The 16686-nt window shown below is 60.2% G+C and carries 16 protein-coding genes and 1 pseudogene; 7 read left to right on the top strand and 10 right to left on the bottom strand.

Features of this window, described 5'->3' with window-relative positions; all coding sequences use genetic code 11:
* The first annotated feature begins 5 nt into the window (after nucleotides 1-5).
* The 4 genes from ASD03_RS35590 (at nucleotide 6) to mmsB (ending at nucleotide 4718) form a co-directional block, all read left to right on the top strand.
* Nucleotides 6-1424 (top strand): XRE family transcriptional regulator, encoded by a 1419-nt coding sequence (locus tag ASD03_RS35590; protein WP_057218849.1) that lies wholly within the window; start codon nucleotides 6-8, stop codon nucleotides 1422-1424.
* A gap of 122 nt (nucleotides 1425-1546) precedes the next feature.
* Nucleotides 1547-2689, top strand: coding sequence for an isobutyryl-CoA dehydrogenase (locus tag ASD03_RS35585; protein WP_057218847.1), 1143 nt, complete (start codon nucleotides 1547-1549; stop codon nucleotides 2687-2689).
* 12 nt (nucleotides 2690-2701) lie between these two features.
* Nucleotides 2702-3766, top strand: a complete 1065-nt coding sequence (locus ASD03_RS35580) for an enoyl-CoA hydratase/isomerase family protein (RefSeq protein ID WP_057218846.1) — start codon at nucleotides 2702-2704, stop codon at nucleotides 3764-3766.
* Between the two features lie 55 nt (nucleotides 3767-3821).
* Nucleotides 3822-4718, top strand: coding sequence for a 3-hydroxyisobutyrate dehydrogenase (mmsB, locus tag ASD03_RS35575; protein WP_025429052.1), 897 nt, complete (start codon nucleotides 3822-3824; stop codon nucleotides 4716-4718).
* Between the two features lie 71 nt (nucleotides 4719-4789).
* Here the strand turns inward: mmsB and ASD03_RS35570 are convergent, their stop codons facing one another.
* Nucleotides 4790-5200: a 4-oxalocrotonate tautomerase family protein gene (locus ASD03_RS35570; RefSeq protein ID WP_057218844.1), complete on the bottom strand. Its 411-nt coding sequence runs from the start codon at nucleotides 5198-5200 to the stop codon at nucleotides 4790-4792.
* A gap of 103 nt (nucleotides 5201-5303) precedes the next feature.
* Here ASD03_RS35570 and ASD03_RS35565 point away from each other — a divergent pair, with 103 nt between their 5' ends.
* Complete coding sequence (locus ASD03_RS35565) at nucleotides 5304-6167, top strand: LysR substrate-binding domain-containing protein (protein WP_057218842.1); 864 nt, start codon at nucleotides 5304-5306, stop codon at nucleotides 6165-6167.
* A 22-nt stretch (nucleotides 6168-6189) separates the two neighbouring features.
* Here the strand turns inward: ASD03_RS35565 and ASD03_RS35560 are convergent, their stop codons facing one another.
* From ASD03_RS35560 to ASD03_RS35545, 4 genes are all read right to left on the bottom strand, one after another.
* Nucleotides 6190-6939, bottom strand: a complete 750-nt coding sequence (locus ASD03_RS35560; protein WP_057218840.1) for an SDR family oxidoreductase — start codon at nucleotides 6937-6939, stop codon at nucleotides 6190-6192.
* A 469-nt stretch (nucleotides 6940-7408) separates the two neighbouring features.
* Nucleotides 7409-8185 (bottom strand): ABC transporter substrate-binding protein, encoded by a 777-nt coding sequence (locus ASD03_RS35555; protein WP_057218838.1) that lies wholly within the window; start codon nucleotides 8183-8185, stop codon nucleotides 7409-7411.
* Between the two features lie 130 nt (nucleotides 8186-8315).
* Nucleotides 8316-8711: a VOC family protein gene (locus tag ASD03_RS35550; RefSeq protein ID WP_057218837.1), complete on the bottom strand. Its 396-nt coding sequence runs from the start codon at nucleotides 8709-8711 to the stop codon at nucleotides 8316-8318.
* A 91-nt stretch (nucleotides 8712-8802) separates the two neighbouring features.
* On the bottom strand, nucleotides 8803-9711 hold the full coding sequence (locus ASD03_RS35545; protein WP_057218836.1) for a DMT family transporter: 909 nt from the start codon (nucleotides 9709-9711) through the stop codon (nucleotides 8803-8805).
* Between the two features lie 449 nt (nucleotides 9712-10160).
* Here ASD03_RS35545 and ASD03_RS35540 point away from each other — a divergent pair, with 449 nt between their 5' ends.
* The gene (locus ASD03_RS35540) at nucleotides 10161-11264 is read left to right on the top strand and encodes a DUF475 domain-containing protein (protein WP_057218834.1); all 1104 of its coding nucleotides are present in this window, start codon (nucleotides 10161-10163) and stop codon (nucleotides 11262-11264) included.
* A gap of 95 nt (nucleotides 11265-11359) precedes the next feature.
* Here ASD03_RS35540 and ASD03_RS35535 read toward each other — a convergent pair.
* The 3 genes and pseudogenes from ASD03_RS35535 to ASD03_RS35520 all read right to left on the bottom strand — a co-directional run.
* A pseudogene (locus ASD03_RS35535) lies at nucleotides 11360-11614 on the bottom strand (transposase); the annotation flags it as partial.
* 412 nt (nucleotides 11615-12026) lie between these two features.
* Nucleotides 12027-13274 carry a glycosyltransferase family 2 protein gene (locus ASD03_RS35525; protein ID WP_057218828.1) on the bottom strand — a complete coding sequence of 416 codons (1248 nt, stop codon included), beginning with the start codon at nucleotides 13272-13274 and terminating at the stop codon, nucleotides 12027-12029.
* Nucleotides 13271-13657, bottom strand: coding sequence for a dTDP-4-dehydrorhamnose 3,5-epimerase family protein (locus tag ASD03_RS35520; protein WP_272953722.1), 387 nt, complete (start codon nucleotides 13655-13657; stop codon nucleotides 13271-13273). The genes ASD03_RS35525 and ASD03_RS35520 overlap by 4 nt, the downstream gene beginning before the upstream one ends.
* A gap of 707 nt (nucleotides 13658-14364) precedes the next feature.
* On the opposite strand from ASD03_RS35520, the gene ASD03_RS35515 reads away from it, so the two are divergent.
* Complete coding sequence (locus ASD03_RS35515) at nucleotides 14365-14637, top strand: hypothetical protein (protein ID WP_057218827.1); 273 nt, start codon at nucleotides 14365-14367, stop codon at nucleotides 14635-14637.
* A 202-nt stretch (nucleotides 14638-14839) separates the two neighbouring features.
* Here the strand turns inward: ASD03_RS35515 and ASD03_RS40110 are convergent, their stop codons facing one another.
* Nucleotides 14840-15007: a hypothetical protein gene (locus ASD03_RS40110; RefSeq protein ID WP_156408139.1), complete on the bottom strand. Its 168-nt coding sequence runs from the start codon at nucleotides 15005-15007 to the stop codon at nucleotides 14840-14842.
* Between the two features lie 161 nt (nucleotides 15008-15168).
* The gene (locus ASD03_RS35510) at nucleotides 15169-16686 is read right to left on the bottom strand and encodes a tripartite tricarboxylate transporter permease (protein WP_057218826.1); all 1518 of its coding nucleotides are present in this window, start codon (nucleotides 16684-16686) and stop codon (nucleotides 15169-15171) included.

The raw sequence follows: 16686 nt of genomic DNA, 5'->3' as shown, positions 1-16686 counted from the left end.
CGAACATGGCGATCGGCAAACTCTATATCGGCCGCAAGGTCAGGGAGCTTCGGGATGCAAACCGGGCGACGCAGGGGCAATTCGCCGAGCGCATCGGCATCTCCACCAGCTACCTGAACCAGATCGAGAACAACCAGCGGCCCGTATCGGCTTCCGTTCTTCTCGCACTCGCCGAAAAGTTTCAGATCGATATCGCCGAACTTTCGACCGGGGAGGGCGACAGGCTGCTGTCTGCCCTGTCGGAGGCGCTCAGCGATCCGCTGTTTGAGACCTATTCGCCGAGCCTGCAGGAATTGAAGCTGATCACCCAGAATGCGCCGGGGCTTGCGCATGCGCTGATCAGTTGTCACCAGGCCTATCGCCGCAACAGCGAGCAACTGGCCAGCATCGACGATACCATCGGCCGCGGCGGGTCTTCGGTGGAGACGACGCCCTATGAAGAAGTTCGCGACTTCTTCCATTTCGTCGACAACTATATTCACGATATCGACGTTCTCGCCGAGCGACTTGCAGGCGAACTCGGGCTTGGCGAGGGCGATAACCACGCGGCGCTGGCAGCCTATCTCGAGCAGCGCCACGGCGTGCGTGTCTTGCGGGGTGCAGCCGGCGACGAGGCGATCCGGCGCTACGATCCGCGTGCGCGTCTGTTGACGCTGAACCCCTATGCTCCGGCCGCGACACGCGATTTCCAGATTGCACTGCAGATCGCTCAACTGCACGCCCGAGAAGAGATTGACCGGGTGGCCGGCGGCGCCGGTTTCCGCACGGAGGAAGCCTACGAGATCTGTCGCATTGGACTGCAAAACTATTTCGCCGGTGCGCTGATCCTGCCTTACCAGGCCTTTCACAAGGCGGCGCGCGAGCTCCGGCACGACGTCGAGCTGCTGGCGGCGCGTTTCGGTGCGTCGCTCGAGCAGGTCTGTCATCGGCTGTCGACGCTGCAGCGTCCGGGCCAGAAGGGCGTGCCGATCTTCTTTGCCCGCATCGATCGGGCCGGCAACATCACCAAGCGCCATAGTGCGGCCAAGCTGCAGTTTGCCCGTTTCGGTGCGGCATGTCCGCTCTGGAACGTGCATCAGGCCTTCGAAACGCCCGGCCGCATCATTCGTCAGCTCGCTGAGACGCCTGATGGTGTGCGCTATCTTTGCCTTGCAACGCAGATCACCAAGGGCGGTGGCGGCTTTCGCGCGGCGCAGCCGCGTTACGCCTTGGCGCTCGGTTGCGAGATCTCCTACGCCGACGCCTTCGTCTATGCCGACGATCTCGATCTCGGCAACCGCGCGGCGTTCGATCCGATTGGCATATCCTGCCGGATCTGCGAGCGCACGAAATGCGCCAGCCGCGCCGTACCACCATTGAAGCGAAGGCTGATCGTCGACCATGACTTGCGCGGCGCTCTGCCGTATCGTCTGAGTGAAAGCTAATGGACTTTGGCAGGGATCTGTTCGTTTTTGAACAGAACCTGTGAGAAGTTGCACCTGTGCCTGTACGGAATTTGGTGTAACTAGCCCCAATCGTTCAATATGCGGTCAGGGAGGACATGCATATGGATTTTCACCTGTCAGAGGAACAGGAAGCCATCCGCCAGATGGCGCTCGACTTCGCTCGTGACGAATTGGCGCCTAACGCCATTGAGTGGGACCAGGAAAAGCATTTCCCGGTCGATAAGCTGCAGGCCGCAGCCGCCCTCGGCATGGCAGGCATCTATGTCAGCGACGATGTCGGCGGCACCGGCCTGACGCGGCTCGACGCCGCAATCATCATCGAGGCGCTGGCAACCGGCTGCCCGGCGGTTGCCTCCTTCGTTTCCATTCACAACATGTGCGCCGGCATGATCGACCGCTATGGCACCGACGAGCAGCGCCATCGGCTGCTGCCGAAGCTGCTGACGATGGAGACGCTGGCGAGCTACTGCCTGACCGAGCCGGGATCCGGTTCGGATGCGGCAGCGCTCAAGACCAAGGCAGTCAAGGACGGCGACAGCTACGTGCTGACCGGCCAGAAGCAGTTCATCTCCGGTGCCGGCGTGTCCGGTCTCTATGTGATCATGGCGAGAACCGGCGAGGACGGACCGAAGGGCATCTCCACCTTCGTGGTGGAAAAGGATGCGGCCGGCCTCAGCTTCGGCGCGAACGAGAAGAAGATGGGTTGGCATGTGCAGCCCACCCGCGCCGTGATGCTCGACGGCGTGCGGATCCCCGCTGAAAACCGCCTCGGTGCCGAGGGCGACGGCTTCAAGATCGCCATGGGCGGGCTCGACGGCGGCCGGCTGAACATTGCCGCAGCCTCGCTCGGCGGTGCGCAGGCCGCCTTCGACCGGGCATTGGCCTATGTCCAGGAACGTCGCGCCTTCGGCAAGGCGATCGGCGAGTTCCAGGCACTGCAGTTTCGCCTCGCCGATATGGCAACCGATCTCGAAATCGCCCGCACCTTCCTCTGGCGCGCGGCCTCGGCGCTCGACGCCGGTGACCCGGAAGCGACGAAACTTTGCGCGATGGCCAAACGCTTCGTCACCGATCGCTGCTTTGCCGTCGCCAACGACGCGCTACAACTCCACGGCGGCTATGGTTATCTCGCCGACTACGGCGTCGAGAAGATTGTCAGGGACCTGAGAGTGCACCAGATACTCGAGGGTACCAACGAGATCATGCGGCTTATCGTGGCGCGCTCGATCATCGGCCGGAAATAGGAAGGGCTTTTCATGGAAATGCAGGCGCCAGCACCGGAAGTCATCGTCGAACGCCAGGGCGCAATCGGCCGCATCCGGCTCAATCGCACAAGGGCGTTGAACAGCCTCAACGTTCCGATGATCCGGCTGATCGCCGAAGCGTTGACCGAGTTCGAAAACGACCCTTCTGTTGCAGCTGTGATGGTGACGGGTGAAGGCGAGCGCGGACTTTGCGCCGGCGGTGACATCCGCATGATCTATGAGAGCGGGCGCGAGCGGCCGGCCGAAGGTGCGCAGTTCTGGCGCGAGGAATTCGTCGTCAACAGCCGGATTTCCGCTTACCCGAAGCCCTACGTTGCCATCATGGACGGCATCGTCATGGGCGGCGGTGTCGGCATCTCGGCACACGGCAGCCACCGTGTCGTCACCGAGCGCACCCGACTTGCTATGCCGGAAACCGGCATCGGCTATTTCCCGGATGTCGGCGCCACCTGGCTGCTGCCGCACGCGCCCGGCGAATTCGGCACCTATCTCGGGCTTACCGGCCGCGACATCGGCGCCACTGATGCGATCCATGCGCGCCTTGCCGACCATTATGTGCCGACCGCCAAGCTCGACGAGCTATTCTCAACCCTTGCCGCGCTGCCGCCTTCAGCCAAGGCCGCGGATGTCGATGCCGCAATTCAAGGGGTGGCCGAGCAGGTTCCGCCGTCGCCGCTCGCGGCGCATCTCAAGGCAATCGACCGGTGCTTTGCCTTCGATACGGTCGAGGAGATCCTTGCCGCGCTCGAGGCGGAAGACAGTGACTTCGGTTGGGAAACGCTGGCGCTGCTTCGCTCGCGTTCGGCGCTCAGCATGACGCTGACGCTCGATCTCCTGCGTGCCGGACGCAACAGCGCCTCGCTCAACGAATGCCTCGAGCGGGAATACTCGGCCACGCTCGGCATGCTTTCCAATCCCGATTTCTATGAAGGCGTGCGTGCCGCCGTCATCGACAAGGACCGCAACCCGAGATGGTCGGTGGGCCTTTCCGATGTGACGGAAGAGATGCGCGCGCAATTTACGAACCGAGATCACCTGCCATTGTTTGTCGCCTGAGGGAGTCAGTCGCTCCGGTTGGCGTCGGTCGAATTGCAATTCAGGAGGAGTGAAGATGACGAAGATCGCCTTTATCGGGCTTGGCAACATGGGCGGCCCAATGGCCGCCAATCTGGTGAAGGCCGGCCACGCGGTGACCGGCTTCGATCTGTCGGAGGCATCGCGCAACGCTGCGGCAAAGACGGGTGTTTCGGTTGCAGGTTCGATCACGCATGCGGTGCGTGAGGCGGAATGCGTCATCACCATGCTGCCGGCTGGCGCGCATGTGCTCTATGTCTGGGATGAACTGCTCGGCTTCGTCGATCCCGGCACTTTGCTGATCGATAGTTCGACCATCGACGTCGACAGCGCTCGCAAGGCGCATGCGCTTGCCGACAAGGCCGGATGCCTGTCGCTCGACGCGCCCGTTTCGGGTGGCACCGGCGGGGCCGCCGCCGGCACGCTCACCTTCATGGTCGGCGGTACCGATGATGCCTTTTCCCGAGGCAAGCCGCTGCTCGACGCCATGGGCAAGAAGATCGTTCATTGCGGTGACGTCGGTGCGGGCCAGGCGGCAAAGATCTGCAACAACATGATCCTCGGCATTTCCATGGCCGGCGTCTGCGAGGCCTTTGTGCTCGCCGAGCGCCTCGGTCTGTCGCATCAGGCATTGTTCGATGTTGCGTCGACTTCGTCCGGTCAATGCTGGTCGCTGACGACCTATTGCCCGGTACCAGGGCCGGTGCCGACATCACCTGCCAACAACGACTATAAGCCCGGTTTTGCAGCAAGCCTGATGCTGAAGGATCTGAAGCTGTCGCAGCAGGCGGCAAGCACAAGCGGCGCCTCGACGCCGATGGGCGCCCAGGCAGCGCAGCTTTATTCCATGTTCGAGAAACTCGGCCATGGTGGCGAAGACTTTTCCGCGCTCATTCATCTGCTGCGCGGCAATGAGGAAGCAAAGCCCGGCTGACCGGGCGAAACAGGCATACGGCGTCGATGCGAGCCGACGCCGTATACTTTCGGCCATCCCAGACGTGGCGCCTAAACCGCCGCTTTGAGCTGGTTGCTGATGTAGCGAAACTCCTGCGTCTTGCCTTCGAAGCCATAGGCGGCAGCCGAGACCGAGTGCACAAGGATATAGCTTTCCGGATGCACGTTGCCGAGCAGCTGCTGAAAACCGGCGAAGACCGCTTGAAGGTAGCTCGCCATCTCCTGCTTGGTGTTGGTGCCGTCCACAACCTTGATATCAAGCCAGAAGCTGTTGGCGCCCTGTTCTGCAAGCGAGCGGCCGCCGGCGAACCAGTGAAGCGGATCGGCATAGTTGACGACGATGGCCGTAATCGTCGGGTCCTTGCGCAAATGCGTGGCCGTCAACTCGCTGACGACGGTGGCGATGCGCTGGGACAGGGCAGGGTCGGCCTTGCCGGTGACGGTGACATTGATGATAGGCATGATGGCTCTTTCAAGTGTCGGTTGGTGTTGAGCCAATCTCGCATTTCCGTTGGTGTAATTAAATCGAATTGTTTTTGAGTGATAGTTCGATTATTATGAAGTTATGCAGACGCTTGATCCTGACCTGTTGCGCACATTCCTGGCCTTTGCCGAAAGCGGCTCGCTGGCTCATGCAGCCACGGTCGTCGGTCGAACCCCTTCGGCGGTCACTGCCCAGATGCAGCGGCTGGAGGCTCTGATCGGCGAGGCGTTGCTGGCACCATCCGGGCGCGGCCGGGTGCTGACGCCAGCCGGTGAAGATGTCGTCGTCCACGCCCGCAAGATCCTCGACGCTCACCGTGACGCGTGGCTCAGCCTCAAGGGCGCACGCACTGATGGCCGCGTGTCGCTCGGCTGCACCCAGGATTTTGCCGACAGCACGTTGCCGACGCTGTTGCAACAGTTTGCACGCGCACACCCGCGGGTGCGATTGGATCTGCGGGTAGGTCGTTCGAAAGAGCTTGTGGCTCAGTATGATCAGGGCGCCGTGGACGTGATGATCGTCATGCGGCAAAGCGGGGCGGTTGACGAAGTCGCAGTGCTGCGCGAACCGATGGTCTGGCTATCAGCGTCGCCGGACGTCTTGTCTGTCGACGAGGAATTGCCGCTTGCCGTGCTCGATCCGCCCTGCGGTTTCCGCTCAGCCGCCGTCGATGCGCTTGAGGGAAGTGGCCGGCCCTACCGGATAGCTGCGACAAGCCCGAGCCTCTCCGGGCTTCGTGCCGCGGTCCGCGGCGGCATCGCGCTGACGGCGCGAACCGAACGCTTCGTCGGCGAGGGTGTGGCGATTGCGCCCGAAAGGTTGGCGCTGCCGGCCTTGCCCGATGCCGAGTTCAGCCTGCGTCTCAAAGCCGGCGCCGAAAAGGCGGCGACCACTCTTGCGAGCCTTCTTGTCGACGGACTTTCAAAAGCGGTTTCTGCGCCCTGACAGTTGCTTCGAGTGCAGCGGCTTACATTTGAACCGTCATGCCGCCATCGACCGTCAAGGTGATACCGTTGACGAAGCTTGAGGCTGGTGACGCGAGGAACACGGCAGCAGGCGCGATTTCTTCCGGCCGGCCCCAGCGCTTCAATGGGATGCGGACATCGACGAATTGCTGCAACACGGGATCGGCTGCAAGGGCAGCGTTGGTTTCCGTTGCAAACCAGCCGGGCGCGATGGCGTTAACGGTCAGGCCGTCAGAGCCGAGTTCGACCGCGAGCGATCGCGTCAATGCGCCAAGTCCACCCTTCGCCGCGGTATAGGCGGGGTCGCCGGCGCGGGCTGCAAAGGCCGCAATCGAGGTAACGAAGATCAGCCGTCCGGCGTCCGATTGTCGGAGATAGGGCAGCGCTGCCTTCGCCATCCCGTAAGCGGCAGTGAGATCGGTGTTAATGAGGGCCGCAAAGCCGGCAGCGTCCATCTCGTCCGTACCGCGCCGGTCGCGCTCACCGACGGCGTGGATCAGAATATCCAGCCTTCCGGTGCTGCCTGTCGCCGCGGCCAGTATCTCGTCTACATCTGCCGCCACATCGCCGGCCGCGGTCTCAAGCGTAATGCCTTCATTCGCGGCTTGTCCGCGCGCCGCCTCCAATGCCGAGCGACTGCGGCCATTGATCGCCACCGCCGCGCCCGCCTTGGCAAGCGCCTTCGCCATCTCAAGACCAAGCCCACGGCCACCGCCGGTGACGAGGGCTGATTTGCCGTTGAGATCAAACATATGTACCTCGAGGCCTATTCGTTGCCGGTCAAAAATGCGCAAGTCCAGATAATAGACGTTTAGCGCGTGTTGCCGTGTCAGCCAAGCTGCAGGTTTGACGGCAACGAGGCGCGTCGCCAGTCAGTGCCGAGATCGGCGTGGTGCGAGCTTTCACGGATACGGAGTGCGCGATCAGTGGGAAGAGCAGATGACTGACGCGGCCGTTTGCCAGGCCCAACGTATGTGGCCGGCAGCGTCTTGGCATGCAAAATGGCGGCATTCCTAAGAAACAATCAGGCGGGCGTTGGCGCGGGCCGTAGGACATACCCAAGCAACTTTGCCCTCCGCATTTGCCGACCTAGGGCCCCTGGTCCCGGTTCGATAACGAACGTACAGCAGAAGCTAATTCAGCGTATAACCCATGAGCTGTTAAAGGAGAAATGGATGGTTGAGCCTCGGCCGCCGTGATGGCCGAGGCTCGCGGGCCGAACTACTTCATTGTATAGACATCGACAGTGAAGTACTTGTCGTTGATCTTCTTGTAGGTGCCGTCGGCGCGAATTTCGTCGAGCGCCTTGTTGAGCTTTTCACGCAGGTCGTTGTCGTCCTGACGCACGGCAATGCCGACGCCTTCGCCGACGAACTTCTTGTCGGTGATCGGTTCGCCGATGATTTCGCAGCAAGCCTTGCCGTCATCGTTCTTCGTCACCCAATCCAGGAGCGGCAGCATGTCGCCGACCTGCAGGTCGAGACGGCCGTTGACCATGTCGAGATTGGCTTCATCCTGGGTCGGATAGAGCTTGATCTCGGCGTCCGGATAGGTGGCGGCGATAAAATCGGCCTGCGTGGTGCCCGACTGGGCGCCGATCACCTTGCCCTTAAGGGCTTCATTGGTAAACGTGGTGATGCCGGCGCCCTTCGGCGCCACATGCGTCATGGCCGCAAGATAGTAGGGATTGGTGAAGGCAACCTGCTTCTTACGTTCTTCGGTGATGAACATCGAGGCGATGATGAGGTCGTATTTCTTGGCGAGCAGACCGGGGATGATGCCGTCCCAATCCTGCGCGACAACCTCGCAGTCGGCCTTCATGCGCTCGCAGAGCGCCAGCCCGATATCGACATCGAAGCCGCCGATCTTGCCGGCGGAATCGACGAAGTTGAAGGGCGGATAGGCGCCTTCTGTGCCGATCTTGATCTTGTCAGCGGCTGTCGCCGCCGTTGCCGTCGCCAGGACAGCCAGCATGATTGCTGCAATCTGTTTCTTCATCCGTGTTCCCCTTGTTAGCGCATCATTCTTGATGCTTCCGGGAGAACAGTAAGTCCGGTCCGCCTATAAGCGAAATAGATAGGCGCGATAATCGGTATTGTTTACATTGATCATGGCCGCCATCGGACGATCACTTGTACCGGCCGCGGCGCTGCAGGACCTCGATCTTGTAGCCGTCCGGATCGATGATGAAGAAGAACCGCGCCAGAAGTGCGCCGTCGCGATTGAACTCGACGATCTTGTTCGGACCAAGCCCAGCATCGGTCAATCGCTTGTGCTCGCTGTCGAGATCGCTCACCGACAAAGCGAGGTGACCGTAACCGTCGCCGAGCGCATAGGGCTCGGTTCGATTCTTGTTGATCGTCAGCTCGAGCTCGAACTCGCACTCTTCATTGCTGAGATAAACAAGCGTGAAGGTTTCGAAATCGAGCCGCTCGGCTACGGAAAGCCCGAATGCCACTCTGTAGAAATCCAGGGACTTCTGCTCGTCGAGCACCCGGATCATCGAATGGATTGCTTTGGCCAAGTGAGCCTCCTTCAGCTTTGAGACGCGTGCGAGGTAGCAGAGGACGAAGAAGGATGGAACCCTTCGTCCAGAAGTTCCGATCGCCCAATGGCTAGATGGTTCGGCCCCGCTTCTTCAACTGCTGTTCGCGGAAGAAGATGAAGAGACCCGAGGCGACGATCAGCCCGGCGCCGATGATGACAGTTGGACGTGGCGTGTCGCCGAAGAACCACCAGCCGAAGACGACGGCCCAAAGGAGCAGCGTGTATTGCAGTGGCACTACCGTCGCCGCATCCGCGAGTTTAAGCGCACGGTTGACCAGAATGTGCGCGAGCATCGCAACGATGCCCAGCATGCCGAGCTGAAGCACGGCCTCGCCATCGACGGGCGCCCAACCGGCGGAGTTGGCGGCAACACCGACCAGGGAAAAGACCAGTGCGCCGATCACCTGCCAGAAGACCAGTGTCGTATCCGGGGTCGAGCGCAGCGTCCGGCCGAGCATCAGCGCAAAGGCGAAGGCGGCGCTGCCGACAAGGGCGATCAACGCCGGCAGGCTGAAGGTGTCCTTCGACGGTTCGAGTGCGATCACGACGCCGGCAAAACCGACGAGGATCGCCGTCCATCGCCTCCAGCCGACCTTCTCGCCGAGCAGGAACGGCGAGGCGGCGGCAACATGGATTGGCGCTGCCAGCCAGTAGGTCATGGTGTCGGCGAGCGGCATGTAGGCGACGGCGAAATAGAAGGCCGATGCGTCGACGGCAAAAAGCAGCGAGCGCAGCGCCTGGAGCCACGGCCGCTCGACCTTCAACATCGAACGCAGCCCGCGTTTCAGGATGAACGGCGAAAGCACGAGCAGAGCTGCAATGCTGCGAATGACCATCAACTGGCTGACGGAATAGGTTGCCACCAGCCATTTGCCCATGACGTCGTTGAGCGAGAACATCAACATGCCGAGAAGCATGATGATGACACCTGTCCGAGCGGCGTTCGGCGCGGTTGCGGAGGCGGCTATTATGGTCATGGGAGCGGCTTTCAAACGTGTTCGCGTGCCTTTGACACATTCCGGCACGCCGATCCATCGTGCTGTTCGAATGGGACGATAAGTTTTACGAATGAATCCGGCCGGACCGCCCGTCAATCTGCTTGGGATGATTTCAATCCTGGAACACCAGATCACTCTGTGAGAGATGGCGTTGCCTCTTGACGTAACGCGCGGCGCTGCTACTTAAGGGGTGATCCTGCCGTCCAGACATCGGACCGCGGGATGAACACTGGTGCCGGGCCCCTCTGGCGAGAGTTTTTACGGCGCTCTCGTGATGTCGGTACCGCCAGCAAATTAGCCGGCGGATTAGCTACCATGAAAACTGATCTCATGCCTAACGCATGTGCCCTTTCGGCCGTGCGTGTTTTCGTTTCCAAACCCCACTTCTTCTCAGAACCGGGTGTCGTGCGCGCAAAGGAGGTCCGTCGATGACGCAGCCTCAAACGCACACGAGCACCATTGGCTATTTCAAGTGGGCCTTCATCGTCACCGCAATCGGCCTGGTGCTTGGCGCCTGGCTCGGCTGGCAGTCGACCGGCACGATCGGCGGCATGGTCGCGGTATTCTTCATCTGCACCGTGTTGGCCGTTCTCGAAATCTCGCTGTCCTTCGACAACGCGATCGTCAATGCCAACAAGCTGAAGGACATGACCCCGGAATGGCAGCACCGCTTCCTGACCTGGGGTATCATCATCGCCGTCTTCGGCATGCGTATCGTCTTTCCGCTGCTCATCGTCGTCATCGCGGCGGGCATCGGCCCGATCGATGCGATCGTTCTGGCGGCAAGCAAGCCCGAAGAATATGCCCGCATCATGAATGATGCGCATCTACCGATCGCAGCTTTCGGCGGAACCTTCCTGATGATGGTGGGCCTCACCTACTTCTTCGATCATGAGAAGGATGTGCACTGGATCTCCTGGGTCGAAAGCAAGATGGCGCGTTTCGCCACGATCAAGGGCATCGAAATTGCCTTCGTGCTGGCGCTGATCCTTGGTTTCTCGACCCTGCTCGATCCGGCAGAGGCGCATACCTTCGTCTATTCGGGCATCTACGGCCTCTTGACCTTCCTCGTCGTCGAGGTCGTCGGCGGTCTGCTCGACGCGTCGCAGCAGACGATGAGTGCGGCGGCAAAGGGTGGCTTCGGTGCCTTCCTTTACCTCGAAGTGCTTGATGCGAGCTTCTCGTTCGACGGCGTTATCGGCGCCTTCGCCTTGACGCAGAACCTCTTCGTCATCGCCATCGGCCTTGGCATCGGCGCAATGTATGTCCGCTCGATGACGATCATGCTTGTGGAGAGGGGCACGCTCAACGAGTACCGCTACCTGGAACATGGCGCGTTTTACGCGATCCTGATCCTATCGGTGGTCATGTACTTCCAGACGCTGGTGCACATCCCTGAAGTGATCACCGGCCTCGGCGGCGCTGCCCTGATCGGTATCTCGCTCTGGTCCTCCATCCGCTACAACAAGCGGGAGCGTGAGGCAGAGTTGGGTGGTGAAACAAGCCACGGCCAGGCACGCGTCGAGGCATAAGGGGTAGACACCCAAACAAAAGGCGCGCTCCGCGAGAGACGAGGCTTTTGTCCCAACCTGCGACGTGGACAAATACCGGCGTGCGCCGGTATCGATCACGGCGGAGCGATTGCGGTTTCCGGCAGGAAGAAGACTCGAACCGGACTGCGCAGTCTGTCATGATAAGCGACGCTGCCCGGTGGCTTGTTTGTAGGCCACCTGGCAGCGTCGTAGAGCACCGCGGTCAATCCCAGCGCCGGGCCCACGGCGCGCGAGTTACTGAAGCGCGCCGGCACACCAATGGTACTGGTGAAAGCATTCGAGGTAACAGGGCCGACGCCGGGGATCGTCATCAAACGTCGGCAAATTTCGTCATCACGGGCGAACGATAACAGCTTGCGATGGAGCGCCGTATGGCTCACGCGGCTTTTGCCGTGCTGCCGGCAAAAGACTCATGATCTCGCCGAAGTCCGGCATGTCATCAACAAGCTAGCCGATGCGATCGTCGAACCAACCGTTCCAACGATGCAGGAAATTCCCTGATATCGCCAAAACACTGCCTTTCCAGCAGCGTTTCAGGCGCTCTCGGTGCTCCAGTTTGCGAATGAGCGAAAAACCGCTATCGAAGCCATGAACCTCGGCGCCGGGCATTCTACTGCGCAAATAACGCACCAGAACGGGTTCGACATATCCCATGTTTCCCGATCGATATTCTCATATCGGCAATCAACTGCTCGAGTTCATGGTGGAATAGACGTAGTCAGATTGACTGAATTGCAGGCTTCACGGCAGGATTGCTCGGGTAATGTCCGCGTCGGAAAGTATGAGATTGGGTGGGAAGCCGCGAGTGACGAACGCGTCCCGATCTGCCGCATCATTGACAAACACTGCAGATCGTTCGATCACATCCGGCGCTTGGTCTGGTTCATAGCTTATGACGGCAACGTCATTTCTCAGGCCAGCCTCACGCAGGAGCGATTCCAGCGAGGCGTGATCAGCTACGCCGTAAAGCACCAGTCGGTTAACCTCCGCTGAAGCGTTGACTAGCCATGCCAGCGTCTGGACCGCAGCCATCAAATGTATAGACCCGCTGATTTGGGTCACGTCAGGGTTATTTCGGTGCCCTCCCAGAAGTAGGCGGGTATAAAGTTCATAAGCCCGAACATAGTCCTTCTTTGCTGCCCAGAAACGCATCGCCACCCCCATGCGCGTCAGCGTAAACTGCTTGATCGCCTCGTCGTAGACGGCACGCATATCAGCGGTCTGCTCGATCGCGCCGCGTTTGGCGCCGACATAGAGAAAGTATTCCAATCCGCCACGGTAGCGATCCCACGCTGTCATGACCTCTTCGTTGCCCGCCTGAGGTCGGTCCCGGACGATCTTGGAGACTATGACCGCGCGATAGAACGGCTTTTTCAGGAACGCCACAGCGCCAATGTCGAGGTAGTGCGCGAGATGGGAAAAGGCCCAGTAGGCAAAGTAACGCGGTACCCAGGCAGCGCGGAGCGCGGCGGAGCGATAGATGCCTACTTCTGGAAACACATGCTGGTCGATCAGGAAGTTAAAGACCGACATGAAGTTACGGTGTTTGAACTTGACATCGTTATCGACCGTATAGAACGAGCCGTGATCGACATTCAGTTGCTCATTGTGCAGGTACCAAGGTGCGTAGCACACTACAAGGTCGGGATTTTTGTCCATGTAACTTATGGCCTCGATGAGGCCATCCATTACGAGCATGTCGTCGTCGGAAGCGTAGATGTTGTATTCGCCTCGGGCGTGGCGAAAGGCGCTAGCAAGATTAGGTTCATATCCGAGGTTTTCCTGACACCTGAAGTAGCGGATTGGCAGCCCCTTGGCGATGAAGTTCTCAACTACTTCGCCGGTATTGTCGGGAGAGGCGTTGTCTGAAATGACGATTTCGTAATTGTAGGGGATCTCGTAGGTTTCAACGAAATAGGTCAGCGCTTTCGTGAGAAAATCCGCCCGGTTGTAGGTTGGAATACAGATACTGAGTTTGACGTCGCTCACGTGTTATCCTCTCTGGAAAAATCTGGGCATCCGGCATCCCGTTCATTCATGATGATCGGTTCAAATGGCCAGTCGATGCCGAAGGCCGGATCATTCCAGCGAACGGTGCGTGCGCTTGACGGCACATGCACTTCCGACATTTCGTAAAAAATCTCGCAGTCATCTTCAAGCGTCAGAAAGCCGTGTGCACCCCCTTCCGGAATGTAAAGGGCGTTATGCTTACCGGCACGCAGTTCGACCCAGGCCCACCGAAGGTAAGTTGGTGAACCCGGACGCAGATCCACGGCGACGTCAAAAACATGACCGCGGGTTACACGGACCAGCTTCGCCTCACCCGCAGGGGTTTCTTCCGCGAGCCGCGGGCCCAGCCCCCCTACGAGCATGACAACTTTCATAGAATGATGATCCCTTCAGTCACGCGAGCCGTGATCCGGTGGCATCCGCCCATCAGCGGACCACGCTCACGTCCCACATGGTTATCGGTAGAGAACCTTGTGTGTAGCTGATTTCCCAAAAGGGCCAGAAGGAGAGGTGGTTCGTTTTGTCTGAAGAGTTTCGGGCGTTTTTACTAAGTGGATTTCCGCCGCGATTATGCCCCGCGATCATCGGCATCAGCGCGTTGAAGCAAGCCTGATCCGGCGTCGGCCCCTCGATTTCCAGATGGTCACCACGTTCCGGCGTACTCCGATGATGGCGAGGGCAGCACAATTGATTCCGATGGTGACAACCATATTGTCATCGCCGCGCGGATGATATTTGGGGTGATTGCAGGATCAATCCTTCTGACGATGGACATTGAAGGCAGCGAGTTCGCGGCCTTGCATAGCGCACTGAAAACCATCATGCGTTCACGGCCGGTTATGTGCGTATCGCTGTATCACAGGCCAGCCGATCTCCGGGCTTATCAACTCGATGGTGGGTGATTACACATTCGCGGTTCGTCAGCACATGTTCGACAGCTTGACAGTGAGCTTTATCCCGCTCGCCCACTCAAGGGTAGTTCGACAGAAATGTGCTAACCTTGTCGTCCGGATCCAATGGGTGTTGGGAAAGCCATGTTGAAAAGGACGTCTTCGTTGAGTGATGGCAGGTGATTTCAGGCGATCTGAAGCAGGTTCTGGAGGAAGTCTACCGAGCGGGCGCCCATAGGGTGCCGGCCGATGATATCGATTGGCCGCAGGAGCTTCATGCCGCGGTCTTTCGCGCCTTGAACATGCAGTACATCACAAGATGTGAGATCGACGGTAGCGTCCGCTTTTCGCTGACGCAGGCGGGATACCGGGCAATCGATGCGGAGGTGCCATGGGGCCGCATCCTGCGGCAGCGCATGCGTGACTTGATGCGCATGGCGACGGGGCGTTAGAACGCTTCGGCCTTATGCGCAGTCACGGAAACGCTCTTCTCATTTCGCAGATATTTCCTGGCGGAAAACAGCTAGGCACTTCTCCTGGAAATAGGCTGCGAGCGAGCGGTCAAAAAATAACGGCCCGCCATCTCTCGATGTCGAGCCGTTTCATCCTTGGGAGGATAAGGCGCCCCGTCGCGACGGGCGCTGGAAATCTCTGTTAGCCGCGGCGTGCGTCCGGGAAATTGGCCGGATCGATGCCGAGGGTGCGCAGGTCGCTCGCCTTCGGGCGGCGGTGGCCTTCGACTGCAGCGGCAGCGGCGCTAGCGGCGCCGAGAACTGCGAATGCGCGGCCGATGAAACCCTTGCGGTAAGTTGTGGTAGCCATCTCTTTGCTCGCTTTCGTTTTCTCTCTGATGAGCAAAAGATGGGGTTTGCCGGGTCTTTTTGCAATGCACAATTGGACACTTCAGCCATGCAACGAAAGCAGGCCCGGTCGACTATCGATGGTCCGGGCCTGCTGATTGAGCCTTGGGAGGATAAGGCTTTTTAGTCTTCGTTGGCTGCGAGCTGCGCCAGCACTTCGCCACGTCCGCGGGCCCTGAGGACCAGCGGGATGATCAGTGCCGCAGCGGCAATGACCAAGAGCACGGCGGCGATCGGCGAGGTGAAGAGGACGCTGACGTCGCCCTGGCTGATTGCCAGCGCCCGGCGGAGCTGCTGCTCTGCGAGCGGCCCGAGGATCAGGCCGACGACGACAGGCGCGATCGGATAGCCGAACACCCGCATAGCATAGCCGAGCAGACCGAAGGCAAGCAGCATGCCCAGTTCGTAGACCGACGGGTTGGCGCCGATGGTGCCGAGCGTCGCAAACAAGAGAATGCCCGCATAAAGCCATGGCTTCGGAATGGTCAGCAGCTTAACCCAAAGACCGATCAGCGGCAGGTTCAGGACCAGCAGCATGAAGTTGGCAATGAGCAAGCTGGCGATCAGACCCCAGACGAGCTGCGGATTGGTAGCAAACAACAGCGGACCGGGCTGCAGCCCATACTGCTGGAAGCCGGCAAGCATGATCGCCGCTGTCGCCGTCGTCGGCAGGCCGAGCGTCAGGAGCGGCACGAGCGTACCGGCAGCGGATGCATTGTTGGCAGCTTCCGGACCCGCGACGCCTTCGATGGCGCCGTTACCGAACTCTTCGGGATGTTTCGCCAGGCGCTTTTCTGCCGCATAGGACAGGAAGGTGCCGATCTCGGCGCCGCCGGCCGGCATTGCGCCGATCGGGAAGCCAATGACCGTACCGCGAAGCCAGGGCTTCCACGAGCGCGCCCAGTCGGCCTTGCTCATCCAGATCGAACCACGGACGGCCTCGACCTTATCCGGGCCTTTCTCGCCCTGTGCGGCAATGAACAGCGTTTCGCCGATCGCGAACATCGCCACTGCAAGCGTCGTGACCTCGATACCGTCAAGCAACTCGGGAACACCGAAGGAAAGGCGCGCCTGTCCGGTCAACTGGTCGATGCCGACGACCGAAAGCGCCAGGCCGACAAAGAGCGCCGTCAGGCCGCGAAGCGTGGAATCGCCGAACGCAGATGAAACGGTCACGAAGGCGAGAACCATCAGCGCGAAATATTCGCGTGGACCGAAGACCAGGGCGAGCTTGACGATATAGGGCGCGATGAAGGCAAGGCCGAGCGTCGCGATCAGGCCGGCAACGAACGAGCCGATGGCGGCGGTCGCAAGCGCGGGTCCGCCGCGTCCGGCGCGCGCCATCTTGTTGCCTTCGAGCGCGGTGACGATCGAAGCGCTTTCGCCCGGTGTGTTGAGCAGGATCGAGGTGGTCGAGCCGCCATACATGCCGCCGTAATAGATGCCGGCGAACATGATCAGCGAACCGGCTGGGTCGAGCTGGTAGGTAACGGGCAGCAGAAGCGCGACGGTCAGGGCCGGGCCGATGCCGGGAAGAACGCCGACGGCGGTTCCCAGCGTCACGCCGATCAGTGCGTAAAGCAGGTTCATCGGCTGGGCAGCAACCCACAGTCCCTGCAACAGGAATTCAAAAGTAGCCAT

Origin of the sequence: Ensifer sp. Root127 (assembly GCF_001425225.1) — a bacterium.
Lineage (GTDB): Bacteria > Pseudomonadota > Alphaproteobacteria > Rhizobiales > Rhizobiaceae > Ensifer > Ensifer canadensis.
This window is presented reverse-complemented; position numbering and strand designations above follow the sequence as displayed.